Raw genomic sequence first — 20,820 nt, forward strand, 5'->3', positions numbered from 1 at the left:
AATTATGTGGTCATTATCTCTGACACACGGATTAATTCCTTATTAATTTTACTTTTACCTTTTATTGCTTCATCTAGTGGTGTAAGCTCCATCATATCATGAATAGTACCCACCATAAAATTACTTTTACCCTCTAGAAGTGACTCTACAGCCTTTACTCCCATTCTACTTGCAAGAACACGATCATAACACGTAGGAGAGCCTCCACGCTGCATATGACCTAGTACAGATACTCGTACATCATATCCCTCCATATTCTCGTCTACATAGTCTTTTAGTTCAAAAACAGACTTTCCTATTTTATCACCTTCGGCTACAACAACAATACTTGAGGATTTTCCTGATATTTTAGAACGTTGTAAAGACTCTACCAGCCTTTCTATCCCCATGTTTTCTTCTGGGATTAAAATTTCTTCTGCTCCTGCCCCTACTCCTGCGTTAAGAGCAATATGGCCTACATCACGACCCATTACCTCTACAAAGAAAAGTCTGTCGTGTGAGTGTGCAGTATCACGTATTTTGTCAATCGCCTCTACTGCTGTATTAAGTGCCGTATCATATCCAAGGGTACGATCTGTACCAGATATATCATTATCTATAGTACCTGGGATTCCTATTACGGGAAAATCAAACTCTTCGCTAAAGTGAAGTGCTCCAGTAAACGTTCCATCACCGCCTATAACAACAAGTGCATCTATACCGGCTTTTACCATCTCGTTGTGTGCAATCTGCCTTCCATCTTCTGTCCTGAAGCGTTGACATCTTGCAGACTTTAAAAAAGTTCCTCCTTTATTAATAATCCCCCGTACGCTTCTTGCATCGAGAGGAATAAAGTCACCTTCAATCATTCCATCATAACCTCTGTAGATACCAACACAATCTATATTATGGTAGGCACAAGTACGCACTACAGAACGCACAGCAGCATTCATCCCTGGAGCATCTCCTCCAGAGGTCATCACTGCGATTTTGTTTATTTTTTTTGTCATATAAAAGCCAATAAAAATTAAATTTAGGAAACTTACCCTAGAAATATCAAGGAATTAGAGGGTATTTTGCGGGATTGTCAATTTCAAACGTTTTCGTTTGAAAAGTTTTTTCAGATTCTAAGAATTTGGGAGAAAAAATGAAGAAAATAGAAGGGAAATATTAGAAATACGCTTTCGCGAAAGCGTAAAAAAAGTCTAATTAGCGATTAAACTGTACTCCATCTGGAGCTATTTTTTTAGGCACGTCCTTTTCACCTTTGGCTTGCTCAACAGCTTCTTTTATTTTGCCCTTAAAGATTTTACGAAGCAATTCTTTGAAGGTATTGAAATCTACCGCATACGATAATCCCACTCCTTGCGTATATCCTTCTGTCTCGCCTATAAATTGAATATCTGTCTGGCGGTTGAAAACTTTGGCGCGCAGTGTCCCATCTTCGTTCAAGAGAAAATCTATTTCTACATCCCCTACAATCACGCTCTCACTCACTCCACCCGTAGGCACTCCAACCTTACCATTAATAAGTACACGGTTTGTAATTTGTGTGGAGAGCGTCACTCCCACTCTACCGGCAGACTGTACATCGAGAGTAGGGTCACGATCTGCTTGTACAAGATCTATACCTACGTCAAAAATACTGTCGTCATCATTAAAGAGAATTCCAGATAGAATAGATGATGTAGTCTCAAGTAAGTTATTTACCGCAGCCGAAGCCGTATTAATATCTGCCGAACTTAAAAAGGCTCCTTGAGATACTAGGGATATCGCATTAAGCTCCTTAGCATTTCTATCTTGAAGTAAAAACTCTAATTCTGAAACCACCGTACTACCTGCTCCAGGAAATTCTATATCAAAAGTAATATCTGGCTTGAGTAGCTCACCATCTAAATTGATAACTACGTTTACAGGAATCTTTCTATTTACCGTAGAAGTTTGCAGTAACGTTCCTGGATTTGCTTGCGTTCTATAGATTGCGCTTACATCTAGAAGTGCTTTTGCAGGATCGCCATCCCAACGTATGTTTGCATCTTGTTGTAATATAAAATCCTTTGTAATAAAGCCACCATATCTAAAGTTAAAGACACCTTCGGTAGCAATAAAATCCCCGTTCATTATAAACTTGCCGTTAGTATCTAGCTGTATCAATAGTGTTCCCACTCCTCTACCTCTTAGCGTACTTCCGTTTGCTTTATCGACCACCACCTCCACTTCTGCATCTGGATCAATATCTAGATCAAAGTTTACAGAAAGTCCTTTTACAGCCTCTGTAATTACTTGTACGCCATTAATGCGCGCTTCTTTTTCTTCTGGACTTAAGAATTTAATATAAGAGTTGTCTCCTAGTGCCTCAGAGTCATCTATCGGAATCTTAAAAGTAGTTCCTCTCGCAGTTTCTCCAAAAACATCAATAACCAAGTTATCTGTAGGCCCTTTGATAAACGCTTCACCTTCTAAAAATGCTGTACCATAATAGAGAGATTCTAGATCTTCTTCGGTATCCAGCACTGCAATTCTTGTAGCCGAAATGCCAAGATCAAGTTTCCAATCACTAAAAGACTTATGACTTATAGAACCGTTAAGTGCACCTAGCGTTTTATACTTAACATCCTCCAACTGTATTGCATCAAAAATGAACTGTTGTTTATTTAATGTAACATTTGAAGTGCCTTTGAAGTCGTAGTTAACATTTAAATAAGGAATGGCAATTCCCGCATTCTCTAGCGTGAGATTCCCATTGATGTCAGGATTTCTGTAATCACCTACTACTTTTGCCTCTCCGCTTGCTAGTCCTCTTATTTGATCTATAACTCCTTTACCCATCGGGTTAAAGGGGCTTAAATCTAAATCACTGAGTCCTACATCCATATCAATATAAGGCACTTTTCCCGAAGCATCTATACTTCCATCTGCTGTTAAAGAACGGAGACCATCGCGCTCTAACTTAGATTTTATACTATATTTTGAAAGTGTAGCATTACCAGTAACATTTAAGTCCAGCTGACCAAGATTAGTCCCGTTTACCGAAAAGTCTTTAATGGCAAGAGACGTATTTGGCAAATAAGCACCGTTCTTTTGTAAGATATCGAGTTTACCATTGATACGTCCTCCTAAATCAAGACTGTCAAGATCTGGTGTTACCTTGGCAAGATCAACATTTTTAAAATTGGCTTTGACATCCTTATAAGTACTATCCCTAAGTTGCCCTTTAAGATCAATACGTTCATCATTGTGGCTCAGCACTAATGTATTAATGTCAATATCTTTAAAGTTATTATCAAAGACTACACTGTTCTTTCTATCATTCTCTTCATTAATAAACCAAGGATTCTCTTTAAAAATGATTTTTGATTTTTTAAACCCTAATACAGAGTTTCCTTCTGCGTTAATGGTGTGATATAAAGAGAGATCAAAGGAATCATCGTTGCGCTTACCACCTTTAAATTCTGACCTCATGAATAATGTATCCTTTAGAGTAACATTAATGAGATTAAAATCTGATACTGCATAGAAACCTGCATTTATACTATCTGCAGCTACGTAAGTATTAAATAAAGGGTTCTTATTATCTACACGGACCTCAATTGCTTCTGCCATGTAACCAAAGGCATCTATCTTTGGTGACTTGAAGGTGAGTTTGAATTCAGAATCATTTGCCACCACACTACCTCGTATGATTGTTTCTGGCTCAAAATCTAACTCGGGAACAAATATGGCTACTATCTTATTAAAGATGGTAAACTCAAAATCCATAAACTGATCTTGTGTAAGAATTTCTGGCTGATAGTTTGTGTATAAACTCCCAATAGCATTTTTAAATAATGGTACCACTTCATTAAACTTAAAAATACCTTGAACCTCACCACTTATAATCTCTGTGGAGTTAATATCAATGGTACGCACTTTTTTTGCGTCAAACTTTGCGGTGATTTCAAAATCTTTAAAGCTGTAGGTATTATTCTTATTTTGATAACTAGCATCTGCAAAAGAAATTCTACCATAGACGTCTTCTATGTTTGTACCCTTCATGTCTATAATAACATTACCCTTAAGGATGGAAATGCTATCATTGATAAAATTGAGCATTTTAAGATCTGCGTAGTCAATTTGAGCTTCTAGATCGTAGCTATTAAACTCTTTTGAGATATCTATTAATCCGTTAAGTTTTGCTTTTGCATTAGGATCATCAAGCAATAACTCTCCATCAAAAACTGGCGCTTTAAGATTTCCAAAGACCGTAATATTTTTATAGACATAGTTATTATACCCCATACTTTTTATACTTCCAGAGAGCTTTGTATTTATGGTTTCTTGTATAAATCCTTTTCCCTCAACATCCATATCAAAGGTGGTCTTCCCCAGTCGTTTATCATCTAGCAGTTTACCTAAGTTAAAGTTATCGAACTTTACATTACCCTCATAGCCTGCATTATCTGCATCTCTCAATCCCTTCAATAAAAGATTTAGTGAGATATCACCTAAGTTTGTGGCGATATCACCTTCAGCTACAACTGTAGAAAGCGTTACTGCGTTAGCACCTCGGAAAGATACTTGACCTAATTTTGACATTTCTGGTGGTAACGAAGAAAGTACGTCTGGCAACAATCTTTTTAGATCAAAATAATTGGTTTCAATCTTATTATAATTTCCAGATATTCTAAAATCATCACCGCTCACTACTCCGTCAAAATAAACATCACCTTCTATTACAGAATTCCCTAATCCTGTTACTCTAAGATTTGGCACTCTAAAGTCATTAAGGTACCCAGTTACATTCCCAGATATATGTAAATCAATGTCTGGCGCAATCTCTCTATAGAATGGACGTATATCGTTAGTAGATATTTTTGCTTTCGCGAAAGCGGCATCCAACTCCACTAGCGTATTAAAATCATCTAGCGCTCCATCTGAGGTATCTAACTTGATATCACCCTCAATAGCAGAAAAGTCTGTTGTAAGTGAAAAATCTTTGAGCGTTATTAAATCTGGATCATAGTGAAAAGTTCCATCTAGCGATTTTATCTGGTAGCCTCTTATAGCATCAAATGATAGTGACTCAATATGAGCATCTACAGAGCTGCTATTGAGATGAAAATCTTCCCAGTTAGTTGAAAGGTCTTGATAATCGAGTACTAACGAGTTTTCTAAATCTCCATTTACATACATAAATCGACCTTCAGAAATTGCCACATTATCTGAAGACATAATAAAAGCCTTTCCAGATTTAGGAGCATTTGTCGCAAACTGGCGTGAGAATAGCGTTAAGTTATCTGAGGCTTCACCTTTATACTTTGTGAGGTAAAAGTTTACACCTTCAAGTGTAATATCGCCTAGTTCCATATTATTGTCTAGCACCTTCTGGACACTATAAAGACTTGTAGCAAGCTCTCTCACGTAGATCATAGTATCCTGCTTATGATCTTTAATTAATGTTCCTTTCACAAGAACATCTCCATTCCATTTGAGACCTACACGTTCTACTTGTATGCTCGTACCGTAGGTATTATTTATGCGCTCCGTAACACTCTTGGCAATTCGAGTTTGAACGCTGGGAAGAGAAAACAACAATAGAATGAGCCCAAAAAGCAAGAATAACACTAGAAGTGTGCGAAGTGCTATTTTTTTAAATTTCTTGATAGGGCTTATTGTTTTAACTTTGTACACTTACTGCAACATACGTGCCTTATGAATAATACGATTACTTCTACTTATATTCTTGCAATAGAATCATCTTGTGATGACACTGCTGCTGCTGTTTTACACAACGACAAGGTACTCTCAAATGTTGTTGCAAACCAAGACATTCATCAAGAATATGGAGGGGTAGTTCCAGAGCTTGCTTCACGTGCACATCAACAAAATATTGTTCCCGTTGTAACAGCTGCTTTACGCAAAGCAAATATCGATAAAAATCAGCTAAGCGCTATAGCTTTTACAAGTGGTCCAGGCTTATTAGGATCTTTACTTGTGGGTACCTCTTTTGCTAAATCATTTGCTTTGGGTTTAGATATACCCCTTATTGATGTTAATCATATGCAAGCACACATTCTAGCTCATTTTATTGATGAAGAAGGCTATAGTAAACCTACATTTCCCTTTCTAGGAGTTACTATCTCCGGAGGTCACACACAGATTGTTCGTGTAGATGATTACTTCACCATGGAGGTTATAGGGCAAACTATAGACGACGCCGTAGGGGAAGCTTTTGATAAAAGTGCAAAAATATTAGGCTTACCCTATCCTGGAGGACCATTAATTGATAAATATGCACAAAACGGAGACCCTAAAGCCTTTCCTTTTACAAAACCTAAAGTAGGCGGACTAGACTTCAGTTTTAGTGGTCTCAAAACGCAAATTATGTATTTTGTACAAAAGCAACAGCTAGCAGATCCCAGCTTTATAGATAATCGTCGCGATGATGTTTGTGCATCAATTCAATATACTATTGTCAATATTTTGATGGATAAAATTAAAAAAACTGTAAAAGAAACAGGGATTACTCAAATTGCAATAGGTGGTGGTGTTTCAGCAAATAGTGGAATACGGGCTGCTCTAAAAGCAACTGAGTCAAAATATGGATGGACTACCTATTTACCTAAATTTCAATACACCACAGATAACGCAGCAATGATAGGAATTGTGGGTTATTTAAAATATAATGAGCTATCTGATAAAAACGCGTATCAAGACCTTGGTATTAGTGCTCAATCACGATTAAAAATATAAGAATGCAGTTATTTTATAGTGAGACATTAACAATAGATAGCGACACCTATACCCTACCTAAAGATGAAAGTAAGCACGTAATACGTGTTTTACGTAAAAAAACTGGTGATGCCATTCACCTCACTAATGGCCACGGATATCTTTTTAATGCAATCGTGGCAGAAGAAAATCCTAACAAGTGTAGATTGCAAATAGAAAGTTATAGTTATCAAGAGCCTAGAAATTATAAACTTCATCTAGCTGTTGCACCTACAAAACTTAATGACCGCTTTGAGTGGTTCTTAGAGAAAGCTACAGAAATAGGTATTACAGAAATTACACCACTACTTTGTGATCATAGCGAACGCAAGGTTATAAAAGAAGAGCGTTTCATGAAGATTATCCAAAGCGCTATGAAGCAATCACTACATTATCATCTCCCTAAAATGAATGCTCTCACCTCCTTTTCTGATTTTGTGGGGCATCAAAATCATGAAGATACATTTATTGCACACTGTGAAGATCTTAAAAAAGAGTCCCTTAAAGACTATCTCAAGCCAAACAAATCATACACTATACTCATAGGTCCAGAAGGAGATTTTTCTCCTGCCGAAATTGAACTTGCTCTTAAACAAGGTATTATTCCTGTGTCTCTTGGTAAGAGTCGTTTACGCACAGAGACAGCAGCTATAGTTGCTTGTCACAGCGTCGCTTTTATTAATGAATAATTACTGGCATTTAAACTCAAAAAACTAGAACAAAAAGCAGATTTTGTAAATTCAAATATTAATGGTTTATTTGCTTCCTGCGTCTCCACAAGAGATAAAGGCCCAACCTATTATTAATCAAAAGATTAGATAAAATTGCGCAATTTTGTCAAGACGGTTGTACCCTTTATCCCGGCGCTTATGAGCGTTTTCGGAGGCATTACTATGATGATAAGTTTAGAGTTATTTTTTACAAATGACCACCTACCTGAGTTCAAAAACATACTTCTGTTACTAATATTTTTGAGTTCTATTCTTGTTGTCGTTGTTCTTGGTTTTATTCTTTCAAAAACAGCCCGTCTTAAGTTTTCTGGAGATTCATTATCTCAAGAGATACAAAAATTGACACAGCAAGTTCACTATTTTAGGGATATTGCAGATATTCTTTTAAGATCATCAGTGTGGACACCAGGGCTTAAAGAATACATTGACGAGGAATTTTCAAATCTCAATTACTTTTTAGTCAAAGAGTTCTACAAAGGAAGGTCTAAACTAGCATTAGAATATATAGAAGAAAAAGATCGCTACGGAGAAACAGAAATACTATACCTAGAAACCAAATCACTACTTCTCAATGATCCTAGTAAGAGCAGTGTAAAAGGTTATATGAATCCTAAAGAATATGATGTACGCATGCTCAAAAAATGGACAGAGCATAAGGTAGGAATGGGCTGGAACCATTACTTTGGATTTAAATATAACCAGTTTAAAGAAGAACTAGATATACATCGCGTGTATGAACGCCATCAAGAGAGGATTTTAAAGTATGCAACACAGCTAGACCCCATAAGATACAGAGGTATGGGATTCAGCGAAGAGCTTATTTCAAAACTTGGAATGCACCTTTCTGAAGAAGTACTTCCTCAATTACTAAGTCTTACATCGCAGTCTGTACGGAAAGTTCCCAAAGTTATAACGGTTGCATTTATACTAATTGTATTGCTCGTAATATTCGGGGTAATACAACCTACCATCACCCTTCTTTTTGGGTTGAATGTAGTATTCGGTTTTATATCTATAACTGTTGTAGTGAGCATCATTTTCTTCTTAATGCTTTCTATATATCCTTTCGTAAAACGAGAAATTAATGGCTGATTTACGCTTTCGCGAAAGCAGAAAGAACTACTTAAACCTTATCTTTACATAAAATAAATTGCTGTTTTAAATGCACCTTCTAGGTTTTTAAAAATGCTACTACCTAGAAATTTATGTCAAAATTACCCAAAGCACACAAATTTGTTGACCTTTCTGATTATGGCCGAAGCATTGCGCGCCTTATCGCACTTTCCCTAAAAAACACAGCAACAACTCCTGTACAAGTAACCTACTCTTTTGTAGTAAGTGGCATTATTGCTATTATTTGTATTATTAAGGGGTATTACTTTTTGGCTGCATTTTTCTTGATTCTAAAATCAATTCTTGACGCAGCAGATGGCGAACTTGCTAGAATTAAAAAAACACCTTCTTACACTGGAAGATATCTAGATTCAATATCTGATATTCTACTAAATGCTGCAATACTATACACCATTGGATATATAACTAATACTGACTTATACTGGACGGTGTGTGCCTTTCTTTGCATACAACTTCAAGGAACATTATATAATTACTACTATGTGATACTACGTAGCAAGCTTAATGGCGACACCACAAGTCGTGTTATAGAAATAGGAATTCCTAAGGCGTTGCCAGGAGAGCAGCAAAGTACTGTTACATTTTTATATAAAACATACAGAGTGTTGTATGGCGCATTTGACGCTCTTATTTATAAGCTGGACCCTAAGGCAGAGAAAGGGTCTATTACACCTAACTGGTTGATGACAATAGTTTCTACTTTTGGTCTAGGTTTTCAATTATTATTAATTGCATTTTTTCTTGTGGTTGGACTTGCAGATTATATAATTCCTTTTTTTATAGGATACTCAATTATGATACCTATTTTAATAATCACTAGAATGATAGTTACAAGAGAAGTGTAACACTTCCTCTTCTTATAAACCAAAAAAGCCCAGCTATTATATATAGCTGGGCTTTTTGATTAAATAATAAGGTAGGTTATAAACGGTACCCTATACTCAATGTAATGTATTGATTAGTTCCTGATCCATTTACAAGGAAGTTATCTCCATTCACAAGGCTATTATTATCTGCTTGTGGATCTCCTTCTCCTGGTGTATATGGTAAACGTACCGCTGCATCGTCTTCAAAAACCTCTAAGAATCCTTTAGTAAAGCGAGCTTCTACAAAGATGCTCTCGTTAAAGTGATATCCTAGACCACCAAATGCAGAAAAGTCAAATGATTTGTAATTTTCTGATTGCTCAAAAAATGAAATCTTAAGCCCTGCTTGTGGTCCTGCAATAAGAAAAAGTCTATTAAGGTTAAGACGTAATCCTAAAGGAATTTGTAGAAAATCATAACGAACACCTTCATACTTGTTTCCTTGTGATGCAAAAGCAAATTCTGGCTGAAAGCTTAATTTGTTAGTTACTGGAATTTCTGCAAGAAATGCAACTGCAAATCCGTAGCGACCTTCATCTATAGAATTGAATGGCGCAATAGCAGGGTCACCATCTAAACCTGTATTTACGATAGTGTACTCAAGATTGCTTATTTCACTCACACTCAATCCTGCTTTAAAGCCAAAACGTACGCCTTGTGCAAAAAGCTGTGTGCTACATAAAAATGCAAAAAAGATGATAGATAGTACTATTTTTTTCATAATTAAAAGAATATTCGTCATTAGTAAATAGAGATGACGTTGGGAATCTCAGGGTATAAAGATAAATTGTATAAATCAGTTTTCTGTAGTAAAATATAAAAACCCAGTAAATAAACTATAAAAAACAAATTACAACCGATAACGAACACGATTTGCCTTAAAGTCTGTAGCCTATTCCTAGTTGAATCACTACATTTTTACCTTCTAGACCTGAAAATCTAATATTTCCAGTATTATCAAAAGTAAAATTATTATCATCTTGAAAGATATCTGTGAGACCATAAGTATATCTTGCTTCGATAAAAATGTTAGAATCAAAGATGTAACCTAAACCTCCAAATGCTGAGGCCTCAAAATTTGAAAATATTCCAGACTTATTAGGATCCCATACTTTTACACCTACCTGTGGTCCAGCATTAATATACAGATTACTTAAATTAAGTTTCAATCCTAAAGGAAGGTTTAAGTAATCTAAGCGAAAACTTTCTAAATTCTTTCCTTGTTGTGAGAAGATAAATTCTGGCATAAAACTTAATTTCTCTGAGATAGGAATATCTACTAAAAAACCTACAAAATAACTTGTGCGCTTACCGTCAAGTTGGTTTTCAATTCTATCTGCCGAAGCGCTGCCATCATTATTGAAGGATAATCCATTTACATCAGCAATATTTAAACCTGCTTTGAATCCAGAAGTAACTTGCGCATTGATGCAAGAAAAAGATAAAAGAAACAATCCCGTAATAAAAAATAATGATTTTTTCATAAGCTAAAGTTTTGTCGTTCTACGTTTTACAAGCAAATATACATTAAATTTAAAATCCTCATTATGAATTGTTAGCATGATACAAACTCTTGATAATACCATCTGCAAGTCCAATTTTTGGAACGATTATCTGTTTTGCTTTTGATGATTTCATTGCTTGTAAATAAATATGCAATGCTGGAATTATTACATCTGCACGGTCTGGGTTGAGAGACAGCTTTACAATTCGCTCTTCATAGCTTAAAGTTTTTAGTTCTTTATATAATTGAGTAAGGAAGAGGTATGATAAAGTTTTCCCTGGCTTTTTTGCACTTAACTTAAACACCTTGTTTATATTTCCTCCAGATCCTATTAGGTCAATATGATCATAGTTTTCGCATTTTAAAGCAATCCATTTCTGCATAATTTCCCAATCTTCTTGAGATACGAGATCATTTAATAAGCGTACAGTTCCTATTTTAAACGATCTAGATGCAATCATGCTACCCATATAATAGATGGTTATCTCTGTACTTCCTCCTCCTACATCTACATAAATATAGGTTCGGTCTTCTTTTATAAAGCTATTAAGATCTGTGGCAGCTATAATTTTTGCCTCTTCCTCGCCGTCTATGATATCTATGGTAATATTCGTTTTTTTCTTTAACGCTTTCGCGAAAGCAAAACCATTGCGAGCATCTCTCATCGCACTCGTAGCACAAGCTCTATATTCTAGCACTTGATGAGCATTCATAAGTAACCTAAAAGCTTTCATGGCATCCTCCATGCGCTCTTGGTTCTTTGCAGAAATCTCCCCGTTAATAAAAACGTCTTCTCCAAGCCTAATAGGCACACGAACTAACGCGTTTTTTCTAAATAGCGTAGGACCATCTTCCTGCTCAATGATGTTTGCGATGAGTAGACGTACTGCATTAGAACCTATGTCTATTGCGGCATATTTTTTTATGGTAAGCACTATAATTGAGAGAGTTTATTTACATAATAGTCATACGTAGCAAATTGTGATCTTATCGCTGGCTTATCGTCTTTTTTGTATCTGTTATCCATCTCTTTGTTGAGTACACGTGCTTTTACGTTATCACTCCACGCAATCTCATGTGTCTCTATTATTTCTTTCTTGACATCCTCATCGTAAATAGGGACTGTAACTTCTACCCTATTATCAAGGTTACGGCTCATCCAGTCTGATGAAGAAATGAATACCTTCTCCCATCCTGGCTCTCCAAAGATGTAGACTCTAGTATGTTCAAGGAATTTATCGATGACACTAATAATTTTAATGTTCTCACTCATTCCTGGTACCCCAGGAATCAAACAACATACACCACGTACAATCATTTCTATCTTTACACCAGCGTTACTCGCCTCGTAAAGCTTATCAATGATTTCATAATTAGAGATACTATTGAGCTTTAATCGTATTAAACCGTTTCCACCATTTTTTACAACCTCTATTTGTTCTTGAATAAGCCTATACATCTTATTTCTTGAGTAGTGTGGTGCTACTACGAGATGCTTATATTTATTTACTATATAATTGGTGTCAAAGAAATTGAAGAGCTTGCTTAAATCCTTTAATATTTCCTTGTTTGCTGTAAAGAGTGTGTAATCTGTATAAATACGGGCCGTAGAGTGGTTAAAATTTCCTGTACTTATAAAACCATAACGTACTATCTTACCCTCTTCCTCTCTATCAATCACACAGACTTTACTATGAACTTTTAAACCAGGCACACCAAAGATGAGACGTACACCTTCGTTTTGCATTTTCTTTGCATAGCGCATGTTCGACTCTTCGTCAAAACGTGCTCGCAGCTCTATTTGTACCGTTACTTCTTTTCCATTTTGGGCTGCGTTAATAAGTGCACTTGCGATACTTGATAATTTTGCAAGTCTATAGATAGTAATTTTTATAGATCTCACTTTAGGATCTAGTGCTGCTTCTCTTAAAAATTTGATAGTATAAGAGAAGCTCTGGTAAGGTGTGTATTGCAAGAAGTCTTTCTTTGCGACCTTAGCTAGTAGGTTATCTTCTAAGCTTATTCCCGCAATAGGTAATGGCTTGACACTTGGGTAGTAGAGCTCTTTCCTACCAAAGGTCGGGAAGTTCATATAATCTTTCCTGTTGTGATATCTCCCACCAGGAATGATACTATCTATGCGCTCTATACCTAATTTACTAAGTAGAAACTGTAACGTTTCTTGCTCAATTGTTTTATCAAAAACAAAGCGCACAGGTTCCCCATCTTCTCGTCCTTTTACGCTTCGAGTGAGTTTTTCTAAAAAGCTCTTACCTAAATCAGACTCAATATCTAGCTCTGCGTCACGTGTTATTTTAATCATATGAGCAGTAATACTGTCATAATCAAAAATGCTAAAAATGGTATCAAGATTATACCTAATCAAATCATCTAGCATCATGATGTAATCCTTACCATCTACTTGCGGCAACACTACAAAACGATCTATCGTACTTGGAATCTCTAAAAGTGCATATAACGGCTTCTTTGTATCTGAAAGCACCATCTTTACCATTAAATAGGCGTCAAGATCTTGAATACGTGGCAGCTCTACATCTTCACGTAGGATAATGGTTTCTACAGCGAGAGATACTTGATCTGTAAAGAAGTCTTTAATAAATGTTTTATGCTCCGGAAGTGTAATCTCATCTTCGGTGAGCATGTAAATGTTTTCTTTCTCTAGCTTTTTATAAATATCCTCAAGAATCTTGAGGCTTTCTGTTTGCTGTTCTATTACAATCTCAGTGATTTTTTCAAGTAACTCTTCGGCAGAATAAACTCCTAAGGCCTTTCTTCCTGTTTTACCAGCATCTACAATTCTACGCACAGTAGCATATCGTACTCTAAAGAACTCGTCTAGGTTATTTGAAAAAATACCTAAAAAACGAAAACGCTCAATAAGTGGTACATTTTCATCTGCAGCTTCTTGCAATACCCTAGCGTTAAATTGTAACCAACTTAACTCACGGTTTATATATCTGTTTTCGTCTGTTTGCGTCATTATTATAATTCTTTAGGAGCTTTGTAATAAATCGTCTTTCCTTGTTTGAGATTTTTCCAACTATCAATATCAAAAGTTATTGCTGTAAACGCAGCTGTAGATACATTATCTATAGTTTCATTTCCATAAGTATTAACCACATTAGTCATTGCATTATTATGCCCAAAAACCATTAAACAATTAACTTCATCACTCACATTACGTATCACCTCAACGAGATCTGCTCCGGCAAAGTCATACATTTTATAGTCTAACTGTATTTCTCTATCATCGATACCATATGCTTTTGCAAAGTATACAGCAGTTGTTTTTGCTCTTAAAGCATCACTACTCATCATAAGATCTGGCTTAGGCATTGTTGACGCAATATGGTCTGCCATCGCGGGTGCGTCATTTAAGCCTCTTTCATTGAGCGGTCGCTCATGATCTATAACATCAAATTTCCAACTTGATTTTGCGTGTCTTACGAGGTAGAGTGTTTTCATATTACGAGGCTAATCTTTCTTTAATCCACTGGTCGTTTTCTAGTCTGTAGCGTATTCTATCATGTAAACGGCTCGGTCTTCCTTGCCAGAACTCTATAGATACGGGCTTTACAATATAACCACCCCAGTGTGCTGGACGTGGTATATCTTTTCCTTCGTAAGTTACTTTAAGTGCCTTCATCTTATCTTCCAGCACTTCTCTTCCTGCAATCACACTACTTTGGTCAGAAACCCAAGCACCTAGCTGACTATCTTTTGGTCTAGCATTAAAATAAGTATCAGAGCGCTCTGTACTTACTTTTTCTATATCACCTTTGATAATCACTTGACGCTCTAGATTAGGCCAGAAAAAAGAAATTCCCACCTTATTGTGGTGAGCTATACTCTCCCCTTTCTCGCTTGTATAATTTGTATAAAAAACAAACCCATCTGCATCTAGTTCTTTGAGAAGAACAATTCTTGATTTTGGAAAACCGTCTGTTCCTAACGTGGCAACAGTCATCGCATTCGGTTCGGCAACGCCTCCTGCGTCTTCAACTTCCTTAAACCAAGTTTTAAATTGGTCCATAGGGTTTAAAGCCGAGTTTTCTAATAGCAACTCGCCTTTCTCGTATGATTTTCTGTAGTCGTGTAAGTCTCTGTTCATTGCAGTAAATGTACGAAGACCGTGGTGAAGATAAAAGTCAGAATTAGTTCAGAATTCCTAAAAATGACCCAAAATATGCGCTTTAAAAGATAAAGATTTTGAGATGCACGCTTTCGCGAAAGCGTACTTCTACTTCCTCATGAATCTTTTTTTAATCAAAAGTTTTCTCACCTTATCATTATGCTTTCTAATACGTGTGAACTCCTCATAATCCATATCCTCATCATCTACTCCTGATGCGGCAAACTGACCTTCAAAGTTTTCTAGCATCTCCACACGATCTGTGTAAATATTATAACGACGATGCTCTGTAAATCCATCTGCTTGTAAAAAGTACTCACAGATATATTGATCTTCCAGCATAAACAACTTAAAAGTAATACTGATATTTCCTTTTACAGAAGTAGATCCATAAATGGTATTAATCTTCTTAAGCTGCGTATCTGGGCTTACTAGAAATAGGTTACGCGGTATCAAAATATCAAAATGCTCTTGCAACTTAGCCAGCACTGGTTTTGCTATTTTCTTAATTTCTTCTTCCATCATAACGCTTTAAAATGTAAATTCTTTACCATCGTCTCCTAATAAGACATTCTCAAAATGAGGTCTAGCTTCTTCTGCAAATAGATTCAAATCTCCATACCTTATGGAGTAATGACCTAATACTAAGCTTTCCACCTCTGCCTTTTCGGCTATCTGTGCTGCTTGTGCCGCAGTACTGTGACCCGTAGGCTTACACAGATGTGCGTGACTTTCTAAAAAAGTTGCTTCATGATATAACACGGTAGCTCCTTTAATCTGTGTGGCTATTGGCTCTTTGTAAGCAGTATCACTACAATATGCATAGCTCTTAGGCTTAGATGGGTCAAAGGTAAGCTTATCATTAGGGATAAGCGTTCCATCATCTAAGGTAATATCACCACCTTGCTTAATTTTTGAGTAATAAGCCTTATCAATCTCATAATTAAGGCAGGCATTTATGTCTAGTTTACGCTCTCCTGGCTTTTCTTGAAAGTAAAAGCCATTTGTATAAATGCGATGTTTAAGCGGTATTGTGGTTACCATCACTTCATCATCCTCATAAATAACCGTAGGTTCTTTACTTGTGATCTCTACAAATTGCAGAGGATAACTTGTAAATCCTTGCGTGATTTTTAATTGTAAGAGTATAATTTCTTTAAGCCCTTTAGGACCATAAATAGTGAGCGGTGCTGTTCTTTTAAGAAGACTAAAGGTGGTAATCACTCCCATTAGTCCAAAAAAGTGATCTCCGTGTAAATGCGATATGAATATGTGCTTTATACGAGAAAACTTAATCTTGTTACGGCGCAGTGCAACCTGTGTACCCTCTCCACAATCTATAAGAAATAAGTGATTGCGTATGTCTAAAACTTGTGAGGTAGGATTTTTAAAAGAGCTGGGCGCTGCTGCATAACAACCTAAAATGGTAAGATGTAGATTGCTAGACATAAAATATTTTAAAATCCGAGATCGCGCTCTATTTCTTCCATTTCAATAACGTCTCCAGCTTCCTCAATCGTAGGAACTACAATCATCTCATCTGGTACAACATCATAGTTAATCCCTGTATTTACAAAGACAAACGATTTCTTATCTGCGCGCTGGTAATTTGAAAGCTTTAAAAATTGTACAAGATCTTCAAGTGTGAGCTCGTCATATTTGAGAAGATCAATCACTAGATTCTTTTGATCATAGTGATCTGGTACTATATTCTCTAAGTATAATGCAAAATCGCGCACATCTGTGCGGTCGTCTGTAAGTATGGTATAGGTAGGTTTTTCTGTAACCGTCATTATTGTTTGATTTTTGATGCAAGTAGATACATTACTGCCATTCTCACTGCAACTCCGTTCTGTACTTGATCTAAGATGATTGCATGTTCTGAGTCAGCTACGTCACTCGTAATCTCTACACCGCGATTTATAGGTCCTGGGTGCATGATTACAATTTGCTTATCTAGAGAATCTAGTAACTTCTTATTCACTCCGTATTGCTGCGTGTATTCTCTTGTGCTTGGAAAGTAACTAATATCCATTCGCTCATTTTGCACGCGAAGCATATTTGCCACGTCGCACCATTCAAGCGCTTTGCGTAAATCTAGCTCTACTTCTACTCCTAGTGATTCTATGTATTTAGGCAATAGCGTTTTTGGACCACATACTTTTACGTTTGCTCCTTGCAACTTAAGCGCATAGATATTTGATAGCGCAACACGGCTGTGTAAAATATCTCCTACAATCACCACATTTTTCCCTGCTACATCACCTAGACGTTCTCTTATAGAATAACTATCCAGTAATGCTTGTGTAGGGTGCTCATGTGCACCATCTCCAGCATTTACAATACTTGCCTTGATATGTTTTGATAGAAATACGCCAGCTCCAGGATTAGGGTGTCTCATAACTACCATATCTACCTTCATGGATAGAATATTATTTACGGTATCAATGAGTGTTTCACCTTTCTTTACAGATGATGCTGCTGCCGAAAAGTTAATTACATCTGCACTTAAACGTTTTTCTGCAAGCTCAAAAGACAATTTTGTACGTGTACTATTTTCAAAAAAGAGATTTGCAATAGTAATATCACGCAGTGATGGCACCTTTTTAATAGGGCGATTGATCACTTCCTTAAAGTGATCTGCCGTTTTAAAAATAAGATCAATATCTGCCTCGTTTATGTACTTGATTCCTAACAGATGATTGACACTCAACTCGCTCATAATAGTTAGCTTTTTACTAGATATACGGTGTCTTCTCCATCATTTTCTTCCCAGCACACCTTCACTTGTTCATCATTTATAGCATCTACCTGACGCCCTTTATAATCTGGTTGGATAGGTAAATGACGAGAGAAACGTCTGTCTATAAGACATAATAACTCTACTTCTTCTGGTCTCCCAAAACTCTGAACAGCAGTAAGAGCAGCGTTTATGCTACGTCCAGTGTATAAGACGTCGTCTATAAAGACCACCTTCTTATCCTCTACTACAAAGTCTATTTTGGTCTTATTTGCTTCTAGTGTTTTCTCGCTACGGCGAAAATCATCACGATAAAACGTAATATCTAGATAACCTAACTTGATAGCCTCAATGCCATAGTCTGTGGTGAGCAACTTCTTGATACGTTCTGCTAGATAAACGCCGCGAGGCTGTATCCCAATAAGAACGGTATTTTTAAAATCAGTATGATTTTCAATGAGTTGACAAGCCAGACGATTGAGAATGATGTTAATCTCTGTCGCAGTAAGAAGTACTTTTTGGCTCATAGAATTTTCCGAAATCTGTTCGGGAGTCAAAGTTACATAATTCTGTGGATTGATGGTAGTGTTTGTTACGCTTTCGCGAAAGCGTATCTATTACTAACTTCGTTACAACCTAAACGCTGAAAAAGATGCTACAAACTCAAAAATGGTGGAAAGAAGGAATTGTATACCAGATTTACCCTAGATCTTATCGCGATACGACGGGTAACGGCATAGGTGACTTACGCGGAATCATAGAAAAACTAGATTACATCGCTAGTCTAGGGGTAGACATTATCTGGCTCAACCCTATTTATGATTCGCCTAATGATGATAATGGTTATGACATACGTGACTACCGTAAAATTATGGCAGAGTTTGGCACTATGGCGGACTTTGACGAGTTACTTGCAGGCATGAAAGCCAGAGGACTGCGTTTAGTGATGGATCTTGTAGTTAATCATTGTAGTGACGAGAATGAATGGTTTAAAGAAAGTAGAACATCTCGTGATAATCCTTACCGAGATTACTTCCACTGGTGGCCAGCGGAAAAAGGAACACCTCCAAAAAGATGGAGCTACTTTGATGTAGAAGAAAATGCATGGCAATACGACAAGCAAACAGATGCCTATTACTTACACTACTTTGCGGTAAAGCAGCCCGACCTCAAATGGGAAAACCCAAAAGTGAGAGCCGAAATATATGATATGATGCACTTTTGGTTTAAAAAAGGCGTCGATGGTTTCCGTATGGATGTAATTCCCTTTATAAGCAAAGACACAAGCTACCCCGAAATTGACGCAAAAGAACCTCATGAATACATTGCATATTATGCAAATGGCCCCAAAGTGCATGACTACCTCAACGAACTCAATAATGAAGTAATCTCAAAATACGATGCGTTTACGGTTGGTGAAGGCCCAGGGATAAGCATTGATGATGCACTGGATTTTGTTCATGAAGAACGCAAGGAGATGGATATGTTTTTCCACTTTGACCTTATGAGCTTAGATCGTGCACCTGGCGAAGTATTTAAAATGCGTGATGGCGGCTACTCCTTACCTGAATTTAAAAAAGTATTTACTGACTGGGATGCGGCATTTGCAAAAGCCGGCTGGGGATCATTATTTCTAGCAAATCATGATTTCCCTAGAACGGTAAGCCGCTGGGGTAATGACACTCCAGAACACTGGAAAAATAGCGCTACCCTCCTTCAAACGTTTCTCTTGACCATGCGCGGTACTCCATATTTTTATCAAGGCGATGAGATTGGGATGACTAACGTATGCTTTACAGACATAGAAGATTATCGAGATATCAATACTATAAATAGGTATGAAACAGTAAAGAAAAGAGGCGGAGATCTTGAGGCTTTTATGGACAGCGAGCAACATGCTGCTAGAGAGAATGCACGCACTCCCATGCAGTGGGACAATACAGAAAACGCTGGATTTACAAGCGGCACCCCGTGGATAAATGTAAATAGTGATTACAAGACAGGTGTGAGTGTAAAAGACCAACTCAATAAAAAGGATTCTATACTCTCCTACTTCAAACAGATTGTTGCTGTGCGTAAAAAGTACCCAGCGCTTGTTTATGGCGCTTATGAGTGTATCAAGCCAGAAAATGAGCAAGTATATTGCTACACACGAACGCTGGAGAGCGATCGCTTTTTAGTGCTCTTAAACTTCTCTGAAGACACAGCACACTTCTCACTGCCACTTACTGTAGGCTATAACAGAAAGATCAAAGTGATTTCTAATGATAAAATTATAGATGATAGAACCTTTAAGGAGTTTACCCTTCGCCCATGGCAAGCTATTGTATATCGTTTGCAAAACTAGTCGTCTATAAAAATGTAAACAGCAATCCCTATAAAAACGATAATCTGGAGCCACTTTAGAACAACTCCTGCATTCTTATTAGTGCGAAGTACATGAGAGATTTTACCCGCTACGAGTGCGATACTCCCAAAAATGACAGAGGATTCTAGCATAAACAGCAATCCTAAGACATAAAATTGATACACCGTGTTTCCTTCTGGATCCCATAAGAATCCTGGGAAAAATGCTAAGAAGAATATGGTCACCTTAGGGTTAAGAATATTCATAATCACACCTTGTTTAAAAAGGGCTGTGTATGACTTTTTTGGAGCACCATCTGCGAGATTAATTGACGCATCGCTACGGTATACTTTAAAGGCTAGATAAAGCAAGTACATTGCTCCTACCGTTTTAATTGCAAAAAACAGAAAAGGCGAAGCAGCAATCACTGCCGATAGTCCAAAAGCAACGAGTGTAGTATGTACAATACATCCAGATATTAACCCTGCGGTGGTTGCTAGTCCCGATTTACTTCCATTTGCAACACTTTGAGTGAGTACATAGATGTTATCTGGCCCTGGCGAAAACGCAAGCAATGCTGTTGCTGCAAGAAAAGCAATGAGAGATTCTATCAAAG

The 20,820-nt window shown here is 36.9% G+C and carries 19 protein-coding genes; 5 read left to right on the forward strand and 14 right to left on the reverse strand.

Translation table 11 applies throughout. The annotated features are described in order from the left end of the window. Window positions 1–2: 2 nt before the first annotated feature. Both pfkA and KRODI_RS14270 read right to left on the reverse strand, forming a co-directional pair. The gene (gene pfkA, locus KRODI_RS14265) at window positions 3–989 is read right to left on the reverse strand and encodes a 6-phosphofructokinase (RefSeq protein ID WP_013752329.1); all 987 of its coding nucleotides are present in this window, start codon (window positions 987–989) and stop codon (window positions 3–5) included. Window positions 990–1,188: 199 nt separating this feature from the next. Then, entirely contained in the window at window positions 1,189–5,649 is a 4,461-nt protein-coding gene (locus KRODI_RS14270; RefSeq protein WP_013752330.1) for a translocation/assembly module TamB, read from the reverse strand. Between the two features lie 21 nt (window positions 5,650–5,670). Between KRODI_RS14270 and tsaD the strand changes: the two genes are divergently transcribed. The 4 genes from tsaD to KRODI_RS14290 all read left to right on the forward strand — a co-directional run bounded on the left by tsaD (window position 5,671) and on the right by KRODI_RS14290 (window position 9,439). Then, on the forward strand, window positions 5,671–6,711 hold the full coding sequence (gene tsaD / locus KRODI_RS14275; RefSeq protein ID WP_013752331.1) for a tRNA (adenosine(37)-N6)-threonylcarbamoyltransferase complex transferase subunit TsaD: 1,041 nt from the start codon (window positions 5,671–5,673) through the stop codon (window positions 6,709–6,711). Between the two features lie 2 nt (window positions 6,712–6,713). Then, complete coding sequence (locus KRODI_RS14280; protein WP_013752332.1) at window positions 6,714–7,418, forward strand: 16S rRNA (uracil(1498)-N(3))-methyltransferase; 705 nt, start codon at window positions 6,714–6,716, stop codon at window positions 7,416–7,418. 180 nt (window positions 7,419–7,598) lie between these two features. Next, window positions 7,599–8,552: a hypothetical protein gene (locus tag KRODI_RS14285; protein ID WP_041295727.1), complete on the forward strand. Its 954-nt coding sequence runs from the start codon at window positions 7,599–7,601 to the stop codon at window positions 8,550–8,552. 113 nt (window positions 8,553–8,665) lie between these two features. Next, window positions 8,666–9,439, forward strand: a complete 774-nt coding sequence (locus tag KRODI_RS14290; protein ID WP_013752334.1) for a CDP-alcohol phosphatidyltransferase family protein — start codon at window positions 8,666–8,668, stop codon at window positions 9,437–9,439. Window positions 9,440–9,515: 76 nt separating this feature from the next. On the opposite strand, the gene KRODI_RS14295 is transcribed toward KRODI_RS14290, so the two are convergent. From KRODI_RS14295 to pyrR, 11 genes are all read right to left on the reverse strand, one after another. Continuing rightward, window positions 9,516–10,181: an outer membrane beta-barrel protein gene (locus tag KRODI_RS14295; protein WP_041295728.1), complete on the reverse strand. Its 666-nt coding sequence runs from the start codon at window positions 10,179–10,181 to the stop codon at window positions 9,516–9,518. Between the two features lie 157 nt (window positions 10,182–10,338). Beyond that, a complete protein-coding gene (locus KRODI_RS14300; RefSeq protein ID WP_013752336.1) occupies window positions 10,339–10,944 on the reverse strand; it encodes a porin family protein in 606 nt (201 codons plus the stop codon). Window positions 10,945–11,005: 61 nt separating this feature from the next. Beyond that, on the reverse strand, window positions 11,006–11,899 hold the full coding sequence (locus KRODI_RS14305) for a Ppx/GppA phosphatase family protein (RefSeq protein WP_013752337.1): 894 nt from the start codon (window positions 11,897–11,899) through the stop codon (window positions 11,006–11,008). Then, entirely contained in the window at window positions 11,899–13,965 is a 2,067-nt protein-coding gene (gene ppk1, locus KRODI_RS14310; RefSeq protein ID WP_013752338.1) for a polyphosphate kinase 1, read from the reverse strand. Before ppk1 ends, KRODI_RS14305 begins: the two co-directional genes overlap by 1 nt. A gap of 2 nt (window positions 13,966–13,967) precedes the next feature. Then, window positions 13,968–14,450, reverse strand: coding sequence for a SixA phosphatase family protein (locus KRODI_RS14315; RefSeq protein ID WP_013752339.1), 483 nt, complete (start codon window positions 14,448–14,450; stop codon window positions 13,968–13,970). A gap of 1 nt (window position 14,451) precedes the next feature. Further along, window positions 14,452–15,096 (reverse strand): pyridoxamine 5'-phosphate oxidase, encoded by a 645-nt coding sequence (gene pdxH, locus KRODI_RS14320; RefSeq protein ID WP_013752340.1) that lies wholly within the window; start codon window positions 15,094–15,096, stop codon window positions 14,452–14,454. 129 nt (window positions 15,097–15,225) lie between these two features. Further along, window positions 15,226–15,642: a hypothetical protein gene (locus tag KRODI_RS14325; RefSeq protein WP_013752341.1), complete on the reverse strand. Its 417-nt coding sequence runs from the start codon at window positions 15,640–15,642 to the stop codon at window positions 15,226–15,228. 6 nt (window positions 15,643–15,648) lie between these two features. Further along, a complete protein-coding gene (locus tag KRODI_RS14330) occupies window positions 15,649–16,566 on the reverse strand; it encodes a ribonuclease Z (protein ID WP_013752342.1) in 918 nt (305 codons plus the stop codon). Between the two features lie 8 nt (window positions 16,567–16,574). Further along, entirely contained in the window at window positions 16,575–16,910 is a 336-nt protein-coding gene (locus tag KRODI_RS14335; RefSeq protein WP_013752343.1) for a hypothetical protein, read from the reverse strand. After that, on the reverse strand, window positions 16,910–17,839 hold the full coding sequence (locus KRODI_RS14340) for an aspartate carbamoyltransferase catalytic subunit (RefSeq protein ID WP_013752344.1): 930 nt from the start codon (window positions 17,837–17,839) through the stop codon (window positions 16,910–16,912). Before KRODI_RS14340 ends, KRODI_RS14335 begins: the two co-directional genes overlap by 1 nt. Before the next feature lie 5 nt (window positions 17,840–17,844). Next, window positions 17,845–18,384: a bifunctional pyr operon transcriptional regulator/uracil phosphoribosyltransferase PyrR gene (gene pyrR / locus KRODI_RS14345; protein WP_013752345.1), complete on the reverse strand. Its 540-nt coding sequence runs from the start codon at window positions 18,382–18,384 to the stop codon at window positions 17,845–17,847. A gap of 125 nt (window positions 18,385–18,509) precedes the next feature. On the opposite strand from pyrR, the gene KRODI_RS14350 reads away from it, so the two are divergent. Next, window positions 18,510–20,204: a glycoside hydrolase family 13 protein gene (locus KRODI_RS14350; protein ID WP_013752346.1), complete on the forward strand. Its 1,695-nt coding sequence runs from the start codon at window positions 18,510–18,512 to the stop codon at window positions 20,202–20,204. On the opposite strand, the gene KRODI_RS14355 is transcribed toward KRODI_RS14350, so the two are convergent. After that, the gene (locus KRODI_RS14355) at window positions 20,201–20,818 is read right to left on the reverse strand and encodes a LysE family translocator (RefSeq protein WP_013752347.1); all 618 of its coding nucleotides are present in this window, start codon (window positions 20,816–20,818) and stop codon (window positions 20,201–20,203) included. The genes KRODI_RS14350 and KRODI_RS14355 overlap by 4 nt on opposite strands. Between the last annotated feature and the right edge of the window lie 2 nt (window positions 20,819–20,820).

It is taken from the genome of Dokdonia sp. 4H-3-7-5, from assembly GCF_000212355.1.
Taxonomy (GTDB): domain Bacteria; phylum Bacteroidota; class Bacteroidia; order Flavobacteriales; family Flavobacteriaceae; genus Dokdonia.